Raw genomic sequence first — 20255 nt, forward strand, 5'->3', positions numbered from 1 at the left:
CATATAATATAACCTGAATGTTTTTAAGAAAAGGAGATTTTAAAGATGGCATCTATATTTGATAGTTTCAAAATAAAAAATATAGAGTTAAGAAATAGAATTGTTCTCCCACCACTTGTGAGATTTTCTATTGTTGGACTAGATGGATATGTTACTGATGAGTTAGTGGAGTGGTATGAAGATGTACTTCGTGGAGGGGTTGGCTTTGTAATAGTTGAAGCTACTGCTGTAAGTGAAGATGGAAAGTTAAGAGAGAATCAACTTGGAATATGGAACGATTCATTTATCCCTGGACTTAAAAGAATTGCAGACAAGTGTCATGAGTATAATGTTCCTGTAATCATACAGATACATCATGCTGGTTTTAAAGAGGATATCAAAAATGTTGATAAATCTGTACTTGAAGATATTTTAGAAAAGTTTAAAATAGCGTTTCATAGAGCAAAATTGGCCGGCTTTGATGGAATAGAGATACATGGAGCTCATACATATCTTATCTCTCAACTGAACTCTAGACTTTGGAATACTAGAAATGATGAGTACGGTGGAAGTTTTGAAGGAAGAATGTATTTCTCTAAAAGACTTATAGAGGAGACTAGAGAGCTTTTTGATGATAACTTTATCCTTGGATATAGAATGGGAGGAAATGAGCCTGAACTTTCTGATGGAATAGAGATTGCAAAGTATTTAGAAGGTTTAGGTGTAGATGTAATTCATGTTTCATCTGGTGTACCTGACCCTAAGTATATGAGAAAGGAAAAGATAGATATATCTTCTGATTTTCCATTAGATTGGGTAATATACATGGGAGTTGAGATAAAAAAACATCTCTCTATTCCTGTGATTGGAGTTAGAAATATAAAGAAAGAGAGTCAAGCTAGTTGGCTTGTTGAGAATAATCTTTTAGATCTTGTAGCTGTAGGTAGAGCTATGATAGCTCGTCCTAACTGGGTAAATGTAGCTAGAAAGGAGTACGAAGCTAGAAATGGAGTTAAAAACTCTTGATATATTTTGTGAAATTATAGATAACTATGGAGATATTGGTGTAGTTTATCGTACTGCTAAAGAGTTACAAAAAATATTTCCTAAAAGTAAGATAAGGGCATTTTTAAATAAATTAGATGAATTTAAAAAAATCAATTCCCAAGTACTTGACCTGCCATCACAAAATATTGATGGTATTGAGTATATTACATTTGATTATCTAAGAGATAATGCTAATGAACTTCTGACAGCACAAGTTATAATTGAAGCTTTTGGTTGTCAAATACCTAAAGAGTATATGGAAATTGCCTATGATAATTCTGAGTTACTTATCAATCTAGAGTATCTTTCAGCTGAGGATTGGATAGAAGACTTTCATCTTCAAAGCTCTCCACTTGGCAGAGGAAAACTAAAAAAAGTTTTCTTTATGCCGGGATTTACTGAAAAATCTGGAGGGGTTATAGCTGATTCAAACTATCTTGAGAGAATTCAAAGGGTCTTAGAAAACAAAGAGTTTTATGAAAAAAAATACCTTTCCGATATAGAGGATAGAGAAAATAAGATTATTGGAACACTTTTCTCTTATGAAAAAAACTTTACTCCTCTTTTAGAAGATCTCAAAAAATTGGATAAAGATGTTGTAATTTTAGCTATGGGAGAAAAGACACAGGATAGTTTAAGAAAAATTTTTAAAAATTTTTCAATAGAGGACTTTAGAAATTCTCTAAAATATGGTAAAATAGAAATAAGGTTTTTAAATTTTCTCAATCAAGAGGAGTATGAGGAGCTAATTAATATAGTTGATTTTAACTTTGTACGTGGAGAGGACTCTTTTATCAGAGCAGTTCTCATTGGTAAACCATATATGTGGCATATCTACTGTCAAGAGGAGTATGCTCATATGGATAAGATTGAGGGATTTTTAGATAAATATAGAAGAGTGATTGAAAACTTTAGTGATGAAGATTTTCTACTCAACATGGAAAAGTTTTTTAAAGATTATAATTTTAGAAAAGAAAACAGTTTGGAGCTTGGAAAGGAGAGTTATCTTTACTTTTTTGAGAACCTTGCAAAGATAGAAAAATATAATACTATCTTTAGAGATTTTCTTATACAAAAATGTAATCTTATAAATAAATTAAAAGATTTTATAGAAAAATATTGAGGAGGTTTACAAATGAAAATAGCTCAAGAATTAAGAGCAGGAAGCACAATCAAAATCGGAAACGATCCATTTGTAATTTTAAAAGCTGAGTACAACAAATCAGGAAGAAACGCTGCTGTTGTAAAATTCAAAATGAAAAACTTAATATCAGGAAACATTTCTGACGCTGTTTATAAAGCAGATGACAAAATGGACGATATCAGACTTGATAAAGTTAAAGCAATCTACTCTTACCACGATGGTGAGTTCTATGTATTCTCTAACCCAGAAACTTGGGATCAAATCGAACTTAAAGAGGAAGATTTAGGAGATGCTTTATACTACTTACAAGAAGAGATGGAATTAGAAGTAGTTTACTACGAGTCTACTCCAGTTGCAGTTGAATTACCTACTTTCGTAGAAAGAGAAATAGTTTACACTGAGCCAGGATTAAGAGGAGATACTACTGGTAAAGTATTAAAACCAGCTAAAATCAATACTGGATATGAAATCCAAGTTCCTTTATTCGTAGAGCAAGGAGAATGGATCAAAATAGATACTAGAACTAACGAATACGTAGAAAGAATTAAAAAATAGTAACTATTCAAATCTAAATAATTTAAAAGGTGCTAAGAGCTAAAATTGGCTCACAGCACCTTTTCTTATTACCAAATTCCCAACATATACTGTATAATCAAACTTACAATAGTTATTCCACTCCAACAAGCAAATCCCATTAAAATAGGTTTTCCTCCTGTCTTTAAAAGCTTAATAATATTAGTATTTAATCCTATTGCACACATAGCCATTACAATAAAAAACTTACTTAAAGTTTTTATTGGTGAGAATACAGATATACTTACTCCAAAAGATACAGCTATTGTAGTAACTATTGATGCCCCAATAAAATAAAGTATAAAGAATGGAAAAATCTGTTTTAAATTTAATTTTTTATCAGACTTATTCTCTTTTGCTGATTTTATTGCTAAAAAAATTGTTATAGGAATAATTGCCAGTGTTCTTGTCAATTTTACAGTAACAGCTTTATCCAGTGTCTCTACTCCTAAATTATAGATAGCATCCCAAGTAGATGCCGCTGCTGTTACAGAAGATGTATCATTTACAGCTGTTCCAGCAAAGATTCCAAAAGCTTCTCCAGAGGTTGTTGAAAACCCTACCAAGGAACCAAATGTTGGAAAAATAAGTGCTGCTAATACATTAAAGAAAAATATTACAGATATTGCCTGTGCTACCTCTTCGTCATTAGCATCTATAACTGGAGCTGTAGCCGCAATAGCTGAACCTCCACATATAGAAGATCCAACTCCTACTAATGTTGCTATCTTTGTTGGAATTTTTAATACTTTTTGGAGTATATATGCTATTATTAATGATGTTGCTATTGTAGCTACTATTATTGGTAAAGATTGAGCTCCTGTTTCTAAAACAACAGAGAGATTTAATCCAAAACCTAAAAGAATAACTGCATATTGAAGTACCTTTTTTGATGTAAAGAGAATTCCCTTTTGAAACGGAGCTTTATCTCTTATAAAGTGAGTTACTACCATTCCTAATAATATTCCAAAAACTGGTCCCCCTATTATAGGATATTTTTCTCCCAATATCCATGCTGGAATACTCAATATTAATACTAAGAACAATCCTAATATATTCTCTTGCATCCATCTCTTTAAACTATTTTTTTGATAACTCATACCACTGTCCCTTCTATCTAGTAATTTTACTAATAAAAAATATCATATTTTAATTGGGATGTAAAATAATAATTATTTATATCTTTATAAATTATACTAATATAGAAAAAAAGCTATCACAATACTAATCTTTAGAAATTAATATTGTAATAGCTCCATTTTATAATCTGAAATCTGATTTTCCACCAGTTTTCTCTATTAATTTTATATCTCCTATTATCATATGTTTATCTACAGCCTTACACATATCATATATTGTAAGAGCTGCTATAGATACAGCTGTAAGGGCTTCCATTTCCACTCCTGTTTTACCTGTTGTTTTCACAACTGCCTCTATCCATATTCTATCCTCAGCAATTTCAAAAGATATATCTGCCCCAGTAAGTAGAATATTATGACACATTGGAATCAGATCCCAAGTCTTCTTTGCCCCACATATACCTCCAACTTGAGCAACAGAAAGAACATCTCCCTTTTTCATCTTTCCTTCACTAACCATATTTATAGTTTCTGGATTCATCTTTATATATCCTCTAGCTATGGCTCTTCTCTGTGTTTCATTCTTTTCACTGACATCAACCATTCTAGCTCTACCTTTTTCATTAAAGTGTGTAAAATCCATAGTTACCCCTGCTTTCCAAATGAACAGTTAGGATAGTGGCAAACTCCACAAGATTGGCACAATCCTCCATTTCCATACATCATAATATCTCTTTTACTCAATCTTTCTCCAGTCATAACTCTCGATAAAACTATATCAAAAATAGTTCTTTTAGAGAACATCACACAACCTGGTAACCCCATCATAGGTATATCACCTAAATAAGATAGTAAAAACATTGACCCCGGTAAAACTGGTGCTCCATAAGTTACTAATTCTCCTCCCATCTCAATAATAGAACTTGGAGTTAAATCATCTGGGTCAACCGACATTCCACCTGTAAATATTAGCATATCTGCCCCTCTATCTAAAAACTCTTTGGCTCTTGCTTTTATAACATCTTTATCATCTGGACATAAAACCTGTCCTACTATCTCACAATTATACTCAGCTAATTTATTCTTTATTACAGCTCCAAATTTATCCTCTATTCTTCCATAAAAAACTTCATTTCCAGTTGTGATAATTCCAACTCTATATTTTTTATATGGAGCAACCTTTAATAATGGAGTCTTTATTAACTCCTTTGCTCTTTCCATCTTCTCTTTAGCCACAACTAGTGGTATAACTCTAGCTCCACCTACTAATTCTCCCTTTTTTACAGAGTAGTTATTAGGTAAAGTAGCAAAAGATATCTCCCCTAGCATATTTAACTCTAGAAGATTTTCACTATCAACTTTTAAAATCCCGTCACATTCAGCTCTAAAGTTTATCTTTCCCTCTTTTATCTCGTCATCGGTATATATATTTTCTCCTTTTCCTAATTCACCTAGAATTACAGCAGCTTCATTTTCATGTACTCCCTTATCTCCTAGCTCAAAAACATATATATGATCCTTTCCTAGACTAAGAAGTTTTGGAATATCCTCCTCTTTTATAATATGCCCTTTTTTAAAAGCTCTTCCCTTAAATTCCCCTGGAAGAATCTGAGTTATATCATGCTGAAGTACATACCCAACAGCATCAACTGTTTTTATTTTCTTCATATATTATCCCTTTCTTTTTTAAATAAATAATTATAAACTATCATTATAGTAAAACTTATCAATAAAATCACAGCTAAGAAAAAGTTCGCTGTCTGTGTATCTCCACTCTCAGAAGCTGAATAGATTGCCATAGATATAGTTTGAGTTTTCCCAGGAATATTTCCCGCCAACATAAGTGTTGCTCCAAACTCTCCCATAGCTCTTCCAAAGGATAAAACCATTCCAGCTAAAATATTTTTCTTTATAAGTGGAAGTGTAATTAATCTTAAAATTTGAAGCTCACTAGCTCCACACTCTCGCCCAGCTTCAAAATATACTGGATTTAGAGAGGCAATCCCTGTTTTAACACTATTATACATAAGTGGTAGTGATACCATAAAGGCTGTAATTATTCCAGCCCACCATGAAAAGATTACCGATATATTGAAATATTTATATAGGATTGCCCCTATTATCCCTCTCTTTCCAAGAATTAAAATAAGGATATACCCTAATACACTTGGTGAAAGGAATAGTGAGAAATTTATAAACATCTCAGATATACTCTTTACTTTTGAATTTGCTCTCTCTAACAACCATACTAATAAAATAGATACAATAGTTACTATCAATGTTGAGATTATTGCTATTTTTAAAGTTAATAAAATTATATTTAAGTTTAAACTTGTCATAACTAATCTGCCATCTCAAAACCATATTTCTTATACAGTTTTTTAGCTGTTTCTGAATTTAAATAATTATATAGTTCTACTACATTCTCATTTGCTCTATCCTTTATAACTCCATAACTATATATGATAGGAGTATGTAAATTTTCAGGTACTGTATAAACTATTTCACTATTTTTTAAAACCCTTGCATCTGTCTTATAGATAAGAGAATAATCCACTTCATATAAATCTACATATTGGGCAGCACTTCTCACATCTTTGGCATATACTATATCCTTTTGAACCTTATCCCAAATTCCATAGTTTATAAAAGCTTCTTTGGAATACTTTCCAGCAGGAACACTTTCTGGAATACCTATAGCTATACTACTTCCAACTAACTTATCTAAAGAATCTATATTACTTCTTCCAGCCACAACAAGTCTATTCTTTAAAATATCCTTTTGATACTCTTTATCTATAAATCCTTTGTTATCTAAATCTTTTAAGTCTTTTTGTGAAGCAAAGAATACTAAATCAACTGGTGCCCCGGCTACAATCTGATTTTTCAAAGCTCCAGAACCACCTAAATTAAGATTTATCTTTATATCTTTATTTTCATTCTGAAATTTCCCAGTCAGCTCCCCCATTACCTCTTTTAGACTAGCTGCTGCACTTACTGTTATCTCCTCTTTTGAAAAAGATAATGAAGAGAGTGTTAACATACCAATTAAAGTTTTTAGTATGATTTTTTTCATCTCATCACCCCGTATTTTAATATTTATCTAAATAGATGATAACAAATTTACTAAAAAATTTCAAGATTTATTGATATTTTATGGTATAATTGAATTAATAATAAAACTACTAGTGAGGTGAAATTATGTTCAAAGTTGCTATTGTATGTATGAGTGATAAAGGTTCTAAAGGTGAAAGAGAGGATATATCTACACAAGTTATAGAAAGAATTATGATTGAAAATGGATATGAAGTAAGTGAAAAAGTTTTAATTCCTGATGAATTTCAATTAATAAAAGAGACACTTATAAATCTATGTGATAATAATTTAGTTGATTTAATTCTTACTACTGGTGGAACAGGATTTTCAAAAAGAGATGTAACACCAGAAGCTACAGAGGAGGTTATTGAAAAAAGAGTTCCAGGTATTCCTGAAGCTATGAGAGCTTACTCTTTAACTATTACAAAGAGAGCTATGCTTTCTAGAGCCACTGCTGGTATCAGAAAAAATACCCTTATTATAAATATGCCAGGAAGTCCGAAGGCTGTTGAAGAGTCTCTTAACTACATAGTTTCAGAGTTAAAACATGGACTAGAAATAATGGTTGGTTCTGCTAGTGATTGTGCTAGAAAATAATCTTAAAAAATAAAGAGCAAGTGGTTTAGCTTGCTCTTTTATTTACTCTTTAATTACTATTTTTTAATCTCTCAAAGCTAGTGGCATAAGAATATAGATATAGTCATCATTTCCTATCTCTTTTACCTCAAACATAGATGAGGCATTATTTCCACTAATAATTACATTGTCTGATATATTATCAATATACTCAGATAAAAATTTACAGTTCAGAGAAGCCTTAAAGTCATCTCCTTCTTTTAGCATATTTACTTTTTGATTTATCTTTGCTCTACCAGAGAAGGCATTGATAACCATCATCTTTCCTGTAAAGTTAAATATTGCTCCAAACTTAGCATCTAAACTTGTCTTTGCTACAGTGATTACTCTTTTTATAGCACTTCTTAATTCATCTCTATTAAATTCCATCTTCTTTTCAAAAGCTGAAATTCTAAGAATTGTTTTGAAATCTGGATATTGAAGCCCTATTGTCTTACTTGAAAAATAAGAGTTTTCCCATGTTATAACCAAAGTATCTCCACTATAACCTATATTGATATCTTTATTATAATCTTTTAATAGTTTGCAAAGAGTATTTATAGTTTCCATAGGGATAGATATCTCTTTTTCTTCATTACACTGAACTCTCTCTCTTAAGAAAAGAAGTCTATATGAATCTGTAGAAACAAGGTTTAATTCCTCTTTCTTAAATACCGCTCTTACACAGTTTATCTGTATATTATCTGTACTTTGAAAGGCAGCAAACTTTGCTTTATCTAAAAGAGAGACAAAACGTGCTCCATCTATTGTTAAAAGGTTTTGTGCTTCTAATTCTGGGATAACAGGATATGCTCCTCCCTCCAATGTAGAAAACTCAGCCTGATGAACAGCTATAAATCCATTTTCACTAGAAAACTCTATTCTCTCCTCTTCTAATAGCTTAATATATTCAAGAAGTAGGAAAGGTTTTAAAATAACCTCTCCCTCTTTTTCTACCTCTGTCTCTATCTTTCTTATATGCTCTATCTCTAAGTTTGTTCCAATAAAGATAACTTGATTCTCTTTAGCTGTAATCTTTAATCCTGAAACTATTGGCTTAATAGGGTTCTCTTTCAAAATATTTGTATATTCTGAAAGAACTGAAATCAACTCTTCTCTTTTTATGGAAAATTTCATTTTAACCTCCAAATTTAATCGGCAATTAGTATTTCTTGCCAATATTTATTTTGTAAATCAAGAGTCTTGTTTATATCTCTTAAAACTTGTACATTTTTTAAATCTGAAATTTCAAATAGAGGCTCAACTGTCATTAAATCTCTAGCTTTTACATTTACAGATGGTGTTTCAAGAGCATCAGCCATCTTAGCAGCTACTTCTGGTCTCAATGTATACTCTAAAAACTTGTAAGCATTCTCCTTATGAGGAGCTGATGATAAAATAGTAAATGAATCAACATAAGCTGTTCCACCCTTCTCTGGTATTATCATCTCCACATTTTTTCTCTCATTTTCATCTAACTCTTTAAAGATGTTGTCTGGATAACCTTGTACTACCCAGAAATCTCCACTTGCAAATCCTTTTCCAAATGACTCAGCATCAAATTTAGCTATATTTTTTTTCCATTTTTTAACCAATCCCGCTGCTTGAGCTATTGCTTTTTCATCATCAGTAGTTTGTGGATATCCTAACATACCTAAAGCTGATGTCATTACCTCTCTCATATCATCAAGAAGAGTCATTCTACCTTTTAAATCTGTTCTTTCATAGATAGAGTAATCTCTTGGAAACTCTGGAACATATTTTGTATTTACAGCAATAATAGTTGCTCCTATTAAGTATGGAACCTCATAGTCATTTTGAGGGTCAAAATGATGAAGCTTCTCTAATACTAATGGGTCTAAGTTATTGTAATTTGGTAATTTACTCTTATCTAATTTATCAATCATTCCCTCTTTCATCATTATCTCTACATAGTCAGCTGACGGCATAACTATATCGTACCCATCTCCACCAGCTTTTAATTTTGTAAACATCTCTTCATTAGAGGAATAAATATCTTCTATTACTTTTATACCTGTTTCCTTTTCAAAATCTTCATAAATACTTTGAGGTATAGTATCAGCCCAACCATATACATATAATACGTCTTTACTTTCTTCTTTCCCTCCGCACCCTACTAATGCCATAGCTAAAGCAAGTGTACTTAATATTTTTTTCATTTATCAACCTCCTAAAACTTTATCAATATATATTATTCTAATATGAAATCTAGATTAAGTCAATTACTTCTTAATTCTTTTATATACCCTTCTATTTCGTCCAATATTCTCATTAAATCTTCTCTAAAATCTCCATTTTTTCCAATTGTTTTCATACTTATTTTTTCTAAATATATTAGAGATTTAAAAGCCGTGAATATATTTTTTTCAAAAACTACTCCATAACTACTTACTAATCTAAACATCTCCATTAATTTTCTAACTAATGTATTATTTGTTGGATAGCTTGAATTAAAAATTTGCTCCATATCTCTTACTACATACTCTAACTGTTCTTGAGATATTTTCTCCTTGGAAATATCATTAAATATCTCAGTAACCTTTCTAAAATCTCTTTTTAATGCATACTTTAGAAGTTTAAACAATCCTTCTTTTGTCTGAGTTGTTAAAATAGAGATGGTATTACAATCTAAGAAATGTATATTTCCCTCATCACTTAAAATAAGGTTTCCAGAGTGTAAATTATTATGAAAAACGCCAACTTTCAACATAAAAAATAACTGTGTTCTAATTAAATCTAGAACATCTTTATAACTTAATCTATTATATTGTAGTAATTCATAAAAATAACTTCCATACACAAACTCTGTTACTACTTTATCATCAGATGATAGATAAGCATATATTTTCGGAAATTTAATTCTTTTTAAAAACTTTATCTCTTTGTACTCATCAAGATACTCTATTAAATTTTTAGTATATCTTATCTCATTTCCTAAAACAAATTTCCTGTTAATACGTTCCTTTAAGTCTGTTAAAATTTCCTCTATTTTATATTCTTTATTTATCCAAGGTCTTAAATATTTTTGATATTTTAAAGTTTTTTCTATTTTATTTAATTTTTTAAAACAGTTATTTTTGGAAACTGGATTAACCGCCTTTATCGATATCTCAACTCCACTTTTTAGACACCCTTTAAAAAAACAGTTGATATCAGAGTAAGAATACGGATAATTATCATAATACTCTAATAGTGAAAACAAGGGATCATCTTTTTTTACTAAATTCAGCAAATGTTTTTCTTCCTTTTCTAAATGTGTTGTTTGAAATTCTGAAAGAAATAGACACTGTTCTATATTTAATAGATCAAATCTTGTTGAATACTCTTCAGCTATATAAATTCCTACTCTTCCTAAATCTGTTACACAGGATAATTTTTCAGCTCTTCCACTCTTTAGTGCTTTCATAAACTTTATAAATTTAAACGATAACATTTTTATCTCCTCTACTATGATTTTATCATTAAAATTATAATACATATTTTATATTCTGTAAATAACAAGGTTTTTATGGTATAATAAAAAGTAGAAAAATTTCAGGAGGATATTGTGGAATTTATAAATAGTTTAGATAATAGTACAATTAAAAGAATAAAAAAATTGAAACAGAGAAAATATAGAGAAGAGGAGAAAAAATTTTTAGCTGAAGGAAGAAAATTTTTAGATTTTGATTACCAACCAGAGTTAATCATATTAAAAGAGAATTTTGAAGAGATAGAAAATATCAATCAAAAGTTAGAAAAGTTTAATTGTAGAAAATTGGTGGTTAATGATAAAATTTTTAAAGAATTAACTTCCCAAGAAAACTCCCAAGGAGTTATCTTAGTATATCCTTACTGTACTAGTGATATTAACTCTCTACAAAAAAATATTGTAATTTTAGATAAAGTACAAGATCCTGGAAATCTTGGTACAATTATCCGTGTAGCTGATGCTGCTGGGTTTAGAGATATTTTATTAACTAAGGGAAGTGTTGATTGCTACAATGAAAAATGTGTAAGAAGTAGTATGGGCTCTATATTCAATATGAATATAATCTATATGGAAGAGGTTGCACTTTTAAAATATTTAAAGGAAAATAACTATAAATTACAGGTAACAGCCCTTGAGAAAAATTCAATAGAGTACACTCAGATGACTCTTGCTGATAAAAATGCTATAGTTTTTGGAAGTGAAGGGAACGGAGTGAGTAAAGAATTTTTAAACTCTGCTGATGAGTGCGTTATCATTCCTATATATGGAAGTGCTGAATCACTAAATGTAGCTATGGCTTCTGGTATTATTCTTTACAAGGTTAAAGAACTTGAAACTTTAAAGTAATTTTTTGCTAAAAGGATTTGTGATGGATAAATTTGAAGAGTTAGAAAAAATGGTAACTCTCGAGATTCCAGCTGGAGTTTTAGAGGAAAATGAATGTCCTATGAGTGCAGCTATTAGGGAGTTAGAAGAGGAAACAGGATACAGAGCTAATAAAATAGAAAAAATATGTGAATATTTTATGAGTCCTGGAATATCTGATGGAAAAAGTATAATAGGGGTGGAGTTTGCTAAAAGAAAAAGAGGAATATTATGAAAATAAAAAAGCTTTTCTTTCTTTCAATCATTCTATTACTCTTTACTAATTGTTCTCTTATTGGTGTAGATAAAAATGAAAAAATATCTAAATATTTTACTATGGGAGAAGCTATATATAGTAGTACTGCTATAAAAAAAGGTATTAAAAATACACCTAGTTGGAGTGAGAGAGCAAATATCAGATATACAGCTAAAAGACTTGATGAGGTTAGAACTATTCTCGGACGGCCTGTAGTAGTTAGTAGTTGGTTCAGAAGTGAAAAACTTAATAAAATTGTTGGGGGTTCCTCTACTTCTGGACATCGAACTGGAATGTCTGTAGATATTATATTGAAAAAAGGTAGTGCTGGAAAAAAAGAGTATGAAAAAGTTAAAACAAAGCTCAAAAGCTATGACCAACTCATATATTATCCTAATAGAGGGCATCTTCACATAGGATTTAAACAATATAAATTTCAAGAGAGAAAACAAGTTATGATTAAATATAATTAATTAGGTGATAATTATGTCTGAAAAAATAAAAAATATTTTAAGTCAAGAGAATTTTTCGAAGGAAGACCTACTTGAACTAATGAAGATAGATAACTCCGAAGATTTAGACTTACTATTTAAAAAAGCTTATGAGATAAAAGCTAAATATGTTGGGAGAAAGGTTTACTACCGTGGACTTATTGAGATAAGTAATAAATGTATAAAAAATTGTAAATATTGTGGAATAAGAAGAGATAACCATAATGTTGAGAGATTCTCTATGTCTAAAGCTGAGATAATGGAAGCTGTAAAGTGGATATATGATAATAACTATGCCTCTATAGCTCTACAATCTGGTGAAAGACAAGATGAGGAGTTTGTCTCTTTTATCGAAGACTTAATCAGAGAGATTAAAATTTTTTCCAATGGAAAACTAGGAATTACTCTATCACTTGGGGAGCAGAGTAAAGAGACATATAGAAGATGGTTTGAAGCTGGAGCTCATAGATATCTTCTTAGAATAGAATCAACAAATTTAGATATATATAACCATCTACACCCTATGGATAACAAACATACATTTGAAGTGAGAAAAAAATGTCTTGAATATCTAAGAGAGATTGGATATCAAGTTGGAACTGGGGTAATGATTGGACTTCCTAATCAAACTGAAGAAGACCTTGTAAATGATATCCTATTCTACAAAAATATGAATATAGATATGATAGGTATGGGGCCATATATTCTTCATAAGGATACTCCACTTGGTAAGGCGTGGGAAAATAGTGTAGTTAGTGTTGAAAAAAGAGTTGAGTTAGGATTAAAAATGATAGCTATTACTAGAATTTTCCTAAAGGATGTGAATATTGCTGCTACTACAGCTCTTCAAGGACTTGACCCTCAAGGAAGAGAGAAGGGGCTTCTTGCTGGAGCTAATATCCTTATGCCTACAGCAACAGCTCTTGAACATAAGGGAAAATACCTTCTTTATGATAATAAACCGGGAATAAATGATAGTGTTGAGAAAGCTAAAGAGATTATGGATAGTAATGTAAAAGCTATTGGTGATGAGATTGTTTATGGAGAGTGGGGGGATTCTCTACACTTTAAAAATAAGCAAAAATAGTTTTCATTAACAAAAGCACCTCACAATCTTATTTTTAAGATCTTGAGGTGCTCTTTTAATAATTAAAATTTATATCCTATTCCTGCTCCTATCTTCCATTCATTTTTCATATTTTCACGAGCAAATGAATAACTACTCACTATATCCATAAGCGTTCCATTTTGATGTTCATACTCATACTTTATGTGTGTTGTTATTATATCATTATTTTTCTCACCTACTAATACTCCAAACTCTTTTCCACCTTTATAGCTACTTTTTAATTCCGTTGCTTCTGAACCTGACACTATATTTTCATAATCTACCCCTGCTTTTAATATATGCTTTCCTTTACTTCCTAATACTTCTCTCTTTAAATCTCCTCCCACTTTTGCTGTTAAATAGTTAAACTCTTTTTCCTTTGTATCTAAAGACAATACTCCCTCTTCTCTTATCTTATCTTGCTTTATAAAAGTATATCCTACATTGAAATAAGGTTCAAAATATAAATTATCTTTTATCTCGTGGGTATATCTTATATCTGTATATATGTTTATTCCATTATCATTATAATTACCACTATATGATTGAGCGTTTGTTTTGTCATAGAAAATATTGCTATAATCTTTTGTTACTCTATCACCTTCATAATCTCCATACTGATATCCTACACCTAAAGCTATTCTCATATTATCAATATATTTTTTTCCATATACTCCTAAATAAATTGAATCACCATCTAATTTACTAGATGAGATCTTCGCTTCAGAATTTGTTCCTCCTAAAACTATTCCAACTGTATTATCTAAACTTAATCCATACTCTGCTTGAGCATAAGCTCCTGTTAATTTCATATCACTCTCTACACTTGATTTTCCTGCATCAAATGAATAGTAATTTCTTCCATAATATTTGTCCTTTGTTCCTCCATCTACATGAGTTAATCCTCCATAAACTGCCCATTTATGAATATCAGGACGTAATTCTCTTCCTAATACTGAATTTTTTAGCATGTCCATTGATTTTCTTGATAATTCTGAAGAATAGCTATATGGATTAGCTCTATATACATCTGCAAGATATTTAATAAATCCTTCTAATTTCTTATCATCAGATACATCAAAATATTTTGTTTCATCTGTTGATGTCATACTTTGATAAATAGAATTTAATTTTGAATATTCTATACCATCAATCACCGGATTTTCTCCCTCTTCTGGGAATGTAATATCCTCTCCTGGGGTTGATCCTGGTGGAGTTTCTATAGGATCTTCTTCAGGTGTATTTGAATCTATTACTGGTGGTTTTAATGGTAGATCTTTTACTGGATGTACTACTGGTTTTCCATCAGCTCCTAACTGTATTGTAAATAATGAAGAAGTAGTATCAATTGTTACATCATCTTCATACTGCGTCTCTTTTCCTTTCATTGTTTCATCAAGTTTATTATTACTTCCAAAATCAAGAACTGTTCCTATCCCTAATCCATTCAAATCAAATAGAAGTTTTCCACCCTCTGAACTTATAGTTCCACTGTTATTCATAAGTGCATGAGTACTATATACTTGTAATGTACTATCTGTTGCTCTTGTTACTCCGCCAGTTGTTCCTGTCGGTTTAACTCTTAATACTAAGTTTGCCCCTTTCTTTATTACTATATCTCCTAACTGTGCATCAACTGTTTCATATAAAGTTACATTAGTTCCTACAGTAGTACTTTTAAAGTTACTAATATCCTGATAAATATTAATATTATTTCCTGATATAGCTCTTGTATCTTGAGCTACTGAACTCTCAAATAGTAAGTTTGCACTACTATTCCCATCTAGTTTTCCATTCAATTTAACTGAATCATCTATAGTAAGATTTCCTATTGAACTTATACCACTATTAACTACTGTTCCATTTTTTAAATTTATATCTGTTCCTACTATAGCCTTTTCATAACTTCCAGAATTTATTACTAGGTTATTCGCTGTAAAAGTTCCATCTTTTACTTGAACTGCTGTTCCTATACTATTTATTGTAGAGTTTGAAAGTAACAGTATCTCTCCATTATCTACTATAACTGAATTGTCACCATTTCCTACTACATTTATTATCAAATTCTCTTTCTCATTTATTTCAGATGACAAAATAGCTCTAGCTTTATTTTCCTCATCTATTCCATTGATTACTAACTTATTCTCACTTTCTAAATTAATTGGTTCGAAACTTCCTTCTATTTTAATTTCATCAGTTCCATATCCCGTTATCAATAGTCCTTTATTTTGAATTTCTAATTCTTCTTCAAAGTTTTTGATTCCTGTTGTTCCACCAATAATTCCCGTATTTGTTATACTAGTTAAATTTATTTTTGCTTCATTTGTATCAGTCTTATCATTATAAATAGCGTATTTATTCCCGTAAATTACTCCATTATTTACTATTTCTTTAATTTCAAAGTTACTATTTTTATTATAAAAAGCACTAGTACTTCCAAATATTACTCCATTATTTTCTATATTAGAAATTGTTGTTGTTGTTATTTCGTCTATATTAAATGAACCTTGAGAGAAATTTGAGTCAAGATTATAGATTGCATATCCATCTTTATTCCCTTTTCCCGATATAGTACCATTATTAATTAAGTTGGATAATTTATAATTTCCATTTTTCATTGAAATTCCATATCCATTACCTGTACTAGCTTCTCCTAATATGCTTCCTTCGTTATTAAGCTCAGAAATAGTAGTATCTCCTTTTAAAATTACATTTAAAGAAATACCATACCCATCTCCTTCATCTGCCTTTCCTAATATTTTTCCACTATTTATTAACTTTGGAAGGTTCACCATAGCTCCTTCAATCTCTATACCATATCCTAATAAACTTCCCTCTCCTAATATAATACCGTTATTTTCTATGCCTGTAAAATTAGAAGTTTTTGACTGTAAACTAAAACCATATCCATTAGTTTTACCTCTTCCTAATATAATACCCCCATTTGAAATATTACCTACATTTACAGTACTGCCATTTGCATCATCTTTTGTATTATCTTTTATATAAATTCCATATCCACTATTTTTTGTTACCTCTCCTGAGATTATTCCATTATTATTTATTCCACCTAAACTAAACTCTATTCCAGTTGTATTTTCTAAATTAATTCCCTTTCCACCATCACTTCCTTTTCCTAGTATTGTCCCATTATTTGTTACCGTATCTATTCTTGAACCTGATCCAATATTAGAAATTCCATATCCTTTTCCTAAATTGATATCTGTACTTTCTCCTAGTATTAATCCACTATTATTTACTGTATTAATCTTAGAAGAATTTCCGTACTCTATACTAATACCACTTCCTTTATTTCCACCTTTTCCTAATATAATACCAGTATTTAAAATTCCTCCTCCTTTACCGATTTCAGGTTGAGAAGTTGATATAAAGGCAATAGCTTCTCCATTATTAGTACCTATCCCTGATATTATTCCTTCATTTACTATTTTTCCAACTTCTGCAGTTCCTCCATTTGAGTTATAAATTGCATATCCATCTCCTGAACTTGATTCCCCTGATAAAATACCTTTATTTGTTATATTTCCTATTTTCTGAGTTCCACTAGACTCCAATTTGAATACATAAGCTTTTGAAGTTCCTATTCCACTCATAGTTCCATTATTAGCTATTTCTCCTACTTCTACACTTCCTGAACTTGCAAGAGATATTACTGCTCCTTCACCATTTACGTCAGTTACACTTCCTAAAATTATATTGTTATTTAATATCCCACCAATCTTCGTAGTACTACTATTTGAACTATATATTACATAACCATTAGTTGTTCCTGTTCCTAATAAACTACCATTATTAACTATAGAATACTGTTCATTTGAACCTATAGTTCCACCATTCTGAAAATATATAGATGCCCCTGTTCCATTAGTTGCAACTCCTTTTATTTCTCCATCATTTATTATATTGCCTATTGTCGATCCTGCAGATCCATATATTCCATAACCACTATTTATCCCTGTTCCTGATATACTTCCTGACTTACCATTTGTTATATCTCCTATTATATTTCCAGCTGAATCTCCATATATTCCTGCTCCTTTTCCAGTAGTTGCAGAGCCTTTTATTTCTCCATCATTTATTATATTGCCTATTGTCGATCCTGCAGATCCATATATTCCATAACCATCAGTTACTCCTATTCCTGATATACTTCCCTTTGATTCATTTATTATATTTCCAGCTGTTATAAAATATATTCCTATTCCCTTTTTACCAGTTGAAGTTCCTTTTATTAAATTACTATTTGTTATATCACCTAAAGTTGTTCCATATGTACTATATATACCATATCCTCCATTAGCTCCATCACCAGATATTTCTCCACTATTTTCTATTTTTTCTATTAAAGTTTTACCCCATTGTAAAGAGATTCCATATCCTGTTCCATTAGTAGAAGTACCTGATATTATATTCTCATTATTTATCAATTCTAAATTACTTTTAGATTCTATTGTGCTACTATAAGGTGTTCTAGTATTTATCTCAATTCCTACAGCTTTGTTTGAAGTTGTATTCCCTGAAATTGTCCCCTTATTATTTATTTTTCCTAAATTAAAAGTAGTACTTGAAGTTATACTTCCACTTCCTGTATCTATAGATATTCCATAAGCTCCGTTGCTACCTATCCCTTTTATTACACTATTTTTATCAATATTATCTATTCCACTTATATCCAATACACGAATTCCATAAGCCGTTCCAGAATCAGTATTCCCCAAAATTGTTCCTGAATTAGTTATTTTTCCTATTTTATTTTCTGCACTCCCAAATGTATCTATTCCAGCACTTATTCCATTAATAGTTGAATTCCCTTCAATATTTCCAGAATTTTTTAGTTCTTGAATTACTACCTTTCCTCCTGTTAAAAATATTCCACTACCTTTTCCTAATATTTCATTTGCATTATCTATTTTCAATATTGTTATTTCTGGACTTGAAATCTTGATTCCGTAGCTAGTATCACCTTTTATAGTTCCACTATTTATTAGTTCATTAAATGTTACCTTTCCTCCTGTTAAAGATATTCCGTTACTCTTACCATATATTTCTCCATAATTTGTAACTTTTCCTAAATAATTTTCTGAAGACGAAAGGCTTATTCCATAACCACTACTATAACCACTACTATTTCCTTCACCCTTTATAATACCTTTCTCATAATTATATATACTCTCAATATAACTATAGGCACCTGCACTAGATATTCCATAACCATTCTCTCCTATACCAATTATACTTCCAGAGTTTTTGATATTTCCTATTCTTCCATTGGAAAATATTCCATAAGCATTCCCTTTTTTATTACTTGTTGTATCTTTTATAGCACTAGCACTAATAGTTCCAGAATTAATGATATCATCCATTTTTATATTATAACTATCAACAGAGAAGTAAAATGGACTTTCAGAAATTGAACTATCCTTTATTATATAATCTTTTACAGCAATACCGTAACTATCCCCATTTTTTGTACTAACTTTAATATCTCCACTATTTATTACATTTCCCATCATCGAAGTAATATTTAATTTAACTGTTCCTGAATTAGGAATTTGTGTTATAATACCTCCAGCATTTACAATTCCATAACTATCTCCAGAAGTGTTAGCAACTGAAATTTCTTCTGTATTGGTAATATTTCCTATGATAGAATTTAAAGTATAACTTTTTCTAACATCACTCACATCAAAATCTCTACCAGAAGAAAATATTCCATAATTATTTGAATTAATTTTATTATTATTATTTATTGATAATATTATATTATTCTCTACAACACTTCCATTAACTTTTATCCCTTTACTATCATTACTACTACTCCATATAAAATTTCCATTTTCTTCCCTTACTACTGTTCCAGATGTAGCAGTTACTTTCCCATCTTCATATTTGATTTCAATAGCCTCTGAATAACTCACTCCTCCAGTAATTAAGAAACTAATTATAAATCCAAATGTAATTTTTCTTTTTCTTTTTAGATACCTCTTTAATGATTTTTCAATTAACCCTTTCATAAAATCTCCTCTTTATTTTATATTTTCACTTTTTAATGAAAAAGCGAATTTAAAGATATAACTTTTAAAATTTTTAACTATATTTTTAATAGTATACAATAATTTTATAGTTTTTTAAATAGTATAATGTATATATTTTTTTTATGATTAATAGATTTAAAATAGTTTTACTTTACATTGTAAAATATTTTTTAATAAAAATACGTCTTTTCATTAATTATAGAATATAATCTTATAAAAAATAAAAAGAGAAGTCGAGTAAAACTGTATTTTGCAAATAGTTTAGGTTCTTTCCAGAGTTAATTGATTTATGGAGGTAAATATTATATAATAGCCTTGAATTTAACTTCAAGGAGATGTAAAGAAATGGATGAATTAATAAAAATTTTGGATAAAAATCTAACTTATCTTAATCATGAAATTTTAGAAGATACAATATACATAAAAGTGACTTCAAGTAGAGAAAGTTTTGTAT

Annotated in this window: 16 protein-coding genes and 1 pseudogene; 8 read left to right on the forward strand and 9 right to left on the reverse strand. The window is 30.1% G+C overall.

Annotation, left to right across the window (positions count from 1 at the left end):
• Positions 1 to 45: 45 nt before the first annotated feature.
• The 3 genes from IAA47_04275 to efp are packed head-to-tail and all read left to right on the forward strand — an operon-like array spanning position 46 to position 2725.
• A complete protein-coding gene (locus IAA47_04275; protein ID MBU3842187.1) occupies positions 46 to 1005 on the forward strand; it encodes an NADH:flavin oxidoreductase in 960 nt (319 codons plus the stop codon).
• Positions 986 to 2149: an elongation factor P maturation arginine rhamnosyltransferase EarP gene (gene earP / locus IAA47_04280; GenBank protein MBU3842188.1), complete on the forward strand. Its 1164-nt coding sequence runs from the start codon at positions 986 to 988 to the stop codon at positions 2147 to 2149. Before IAA47_04275 ends, earP begins: the two co-directional genes overlap by 20 nt.
• A 12-nt stretch (positions 2150 to 2161) precedes the next feature.
• Positions 2162 to 2725 carry an elongation factor P gene (gene efp, locus IAA47_04285; protein ID MBU3842189.1) on the forward strand — a complete coding sequence of 188 codons (564 nt, stop codon included), beginning with the start codon at positions 2162 to 2164 and terminating at the stop codon, positions 2723 to 2725.
• A gap of 68 nt (positions 2726 to 2793) precedes the next feature.
• Here the strand turns inward: efp and IAA47_04290 are convergent, their stop codons facing one another.
• The 5 genes from IAA47_04290 to modA form a co-directional block, all read right to left on the reverse strand.
• Positions 2794 to 3810, reverse strand: a complete 1017-nt coding sequence (locus IAA47_04290) for a YeiH family protein (protein MBU3842190.1) — start codon at positions 3808 to 3810, stop codon at positions 2794 to 2796.
• A gap of 193 nt (positions 3811 to 4003) precedes the next feature.
• Positions 4004 to 4465 carry a cyclic pyranopterin monophosphate synthase MoaC gene (gene moaC / locus IAA47_04295; GenBank protein ID MBU3842191.1) on the reverse strand — a complete coding sequence of 154 codons (462 nt, stop codon included), beginning with the start codon at positions 4463 to 4465 and terminating at the stop codon, positions 4004 to 4006.
• A 2-nt stretch (positions 4466 to 4467) separates the two neighbouring features.
• Positions 4468 to 5490 (reverse strand): molybdopterin-binding protein, encoded by a 1023-nt coding sequence (locus IAA47_04300; protein ID MBU3842192.1) that lies wholly within the window; start codon positions 5488 to 5490, stop codon positions 4468 to 4470.
• A complete protein-coding gene (modB, locus tag IAA47_04305; GenBank protein ID MBU3842193.1) occupies positions 5487 to 6161 on the reverse strand; it encodes a molybdate ABC transporter permease subunit in 675 nt (224 codons plus the stop codon). The genes IAA47_04300 and modB overlap by 4 nt, the downstream gene beginning before the upstream one ends.
• Positions 6162 to 6163: 2 nt before the next feature.
• On the reverse strand, positions 6164 to 6898 hold the full coding sequence (gene modA / locus IAA47_04310) for a molybdate ABC transporter substrate-binding protein (protein MBU3842194.1): 735 nt from the start codon (positions 6896 to 6898) through the stop codon (positions 6164 to 6166).
• Positions 6899 to 7023: 125 nt separating this feature from the next.
• Here modA and IAA47_04315 point away from each other — a divergent pair, with 125 nt between their 5' ends.
• The gene (locus IAA47_04315; protein MBU3842195.1) at positions 7024 to 7515 is read left to right on the forward strand and encodes a MogA/MoaB family molybdenum cofactor biosynthesis protein; all 492 of its coding nucleotides are present in this window, start codon (positions 7024 to 7026) and stop codon (positions 7513 to 7515) included.
• A 63-nt stretch (positions 7516 to 7578) separates the two neighbouring features.
• Here the strand turns inward: IAA47_04315 and dnaN are convergent, their stop codons facing one another.
• The 3 genes from dnaN to IAA47_04330 are packed head-to-tail and all read right to left on the reverse strand — an operon-like array spanning position 7579 to position 10987.
• The gene (gene dnaN, locus IAA47_04320) at positions 7579 to 8670 is read right to left on the reverse strand and encodes a DNA polymerase III subunit beta (GenBank protein ID MBU3842196.1); all 1092 of its coding nucleotides are present in this window, start codon (positions 8668 to 8670) and stop codon (positions 7579 to 7581) included.
• A 14-nt stretch (positions 8671 to 8684) separates the two neighbouring features.
• Complete coding sequence (locus IAA47_04325; GenBank protein ID MBU3842197.1) at positions 8685 to 9713, reverse strand: extracellular solute-binding protein; 1029 nt, start codon at positions 9711 to 9713, stop codon at positions 8685 to 8687.
• A gap of 59 nt (positions 9714 to 9772) precedes the next feature.
• Positions 9773 to 10987, reverse strand: a complete 1215-nt coding sequence (locus IAA47_04330) for a hypothetical protein (GenBank protein MBU3842198.1) — start codon at positions 10985 to 10987, stop codon at positions 9773 to 9775.
• Between the two features lie 114 nt (positions 10988 to 11101).
• On the opposite strand from IAA47_04330, the gene IAA47_04335 reads away from it, so the two are divergent.
• The 4 genes and pseudogenes from IAA47_04335 to hydE all read left to right on the forward strand — a co-directional run bounded on the left by IAA47_04335 (position 11102) and on the right by hydE (position 13724).
• A complete protein-coding gene (locus tag IAA47_04335; protein MBU3842199.1) occupies positions 11102 to 11872 on the forward strand; it encodes an RNA methyltransferase in 771 nt (256 codons plus the stop codon).
• Between the two features lie 49 nt (positions 11873 to 11921).
• A pseudogene (locus IAA47_04340) lies at positions 11922 to 12125 on the forward strand (NUDIX hydrolase).
• Positions 12122 to 12619: a hypothetical protein gene (locus IAA47_04345; protein ID MBU3842200.1), complete on the forward strand. Its 498-nt coding sequence runs from the start codon at positions 12122 to 12124 to the stop codon at positions 12617 to 12619. The pseudogene IAA47_04340 and the gene IAA47_04345 overlap by 4 nt, the downstream one beginning before the upstream one ends.
• A gap of 13 nt (positions 12620 to 12632) precedes the next feature.
• Positions 12633 to 13724: a [FeFe] hydrogenase H-cluster radical SAM maturase HydE gene (gene hydE / locus IAA47_04350; protein ID MBU3842201.1), complete on the forward strand. Its 1092-nt coding sequence runs from the start codon at positions 12633 to 12635 to the stop codon at positions 13722 to 13724.
• Between the two features lie 62 nt (positions 13725 to 13786).
• Here hydE and IAA47_04355 read toward each other — a convergent pair whose 3' ends face one another.
• Positions 13787 to 19780, reverse strand: a complete 5994-nt coding sequence (locus IAA47_04355) for an autotransporter domain-containing protein (GenBank protein ID MBU3842202.1) — start codon at positions 19778 to 19780, stop codon at positions 13787 to 13789.
• Positions 19781 to 20255 lie beyond the last annotated feature (475 nt).

The organism is Candidatus Fusobacterium pullicola (assembly GCA_018883725.1).
GTDB classification, from domain to species: Bacteria; Fusobacteriota; Fusobacteriia; order Fusobacteriales; family Fusobacteriaceae; genus Fusobacterium_A; species Fusobacterium_A pullicola.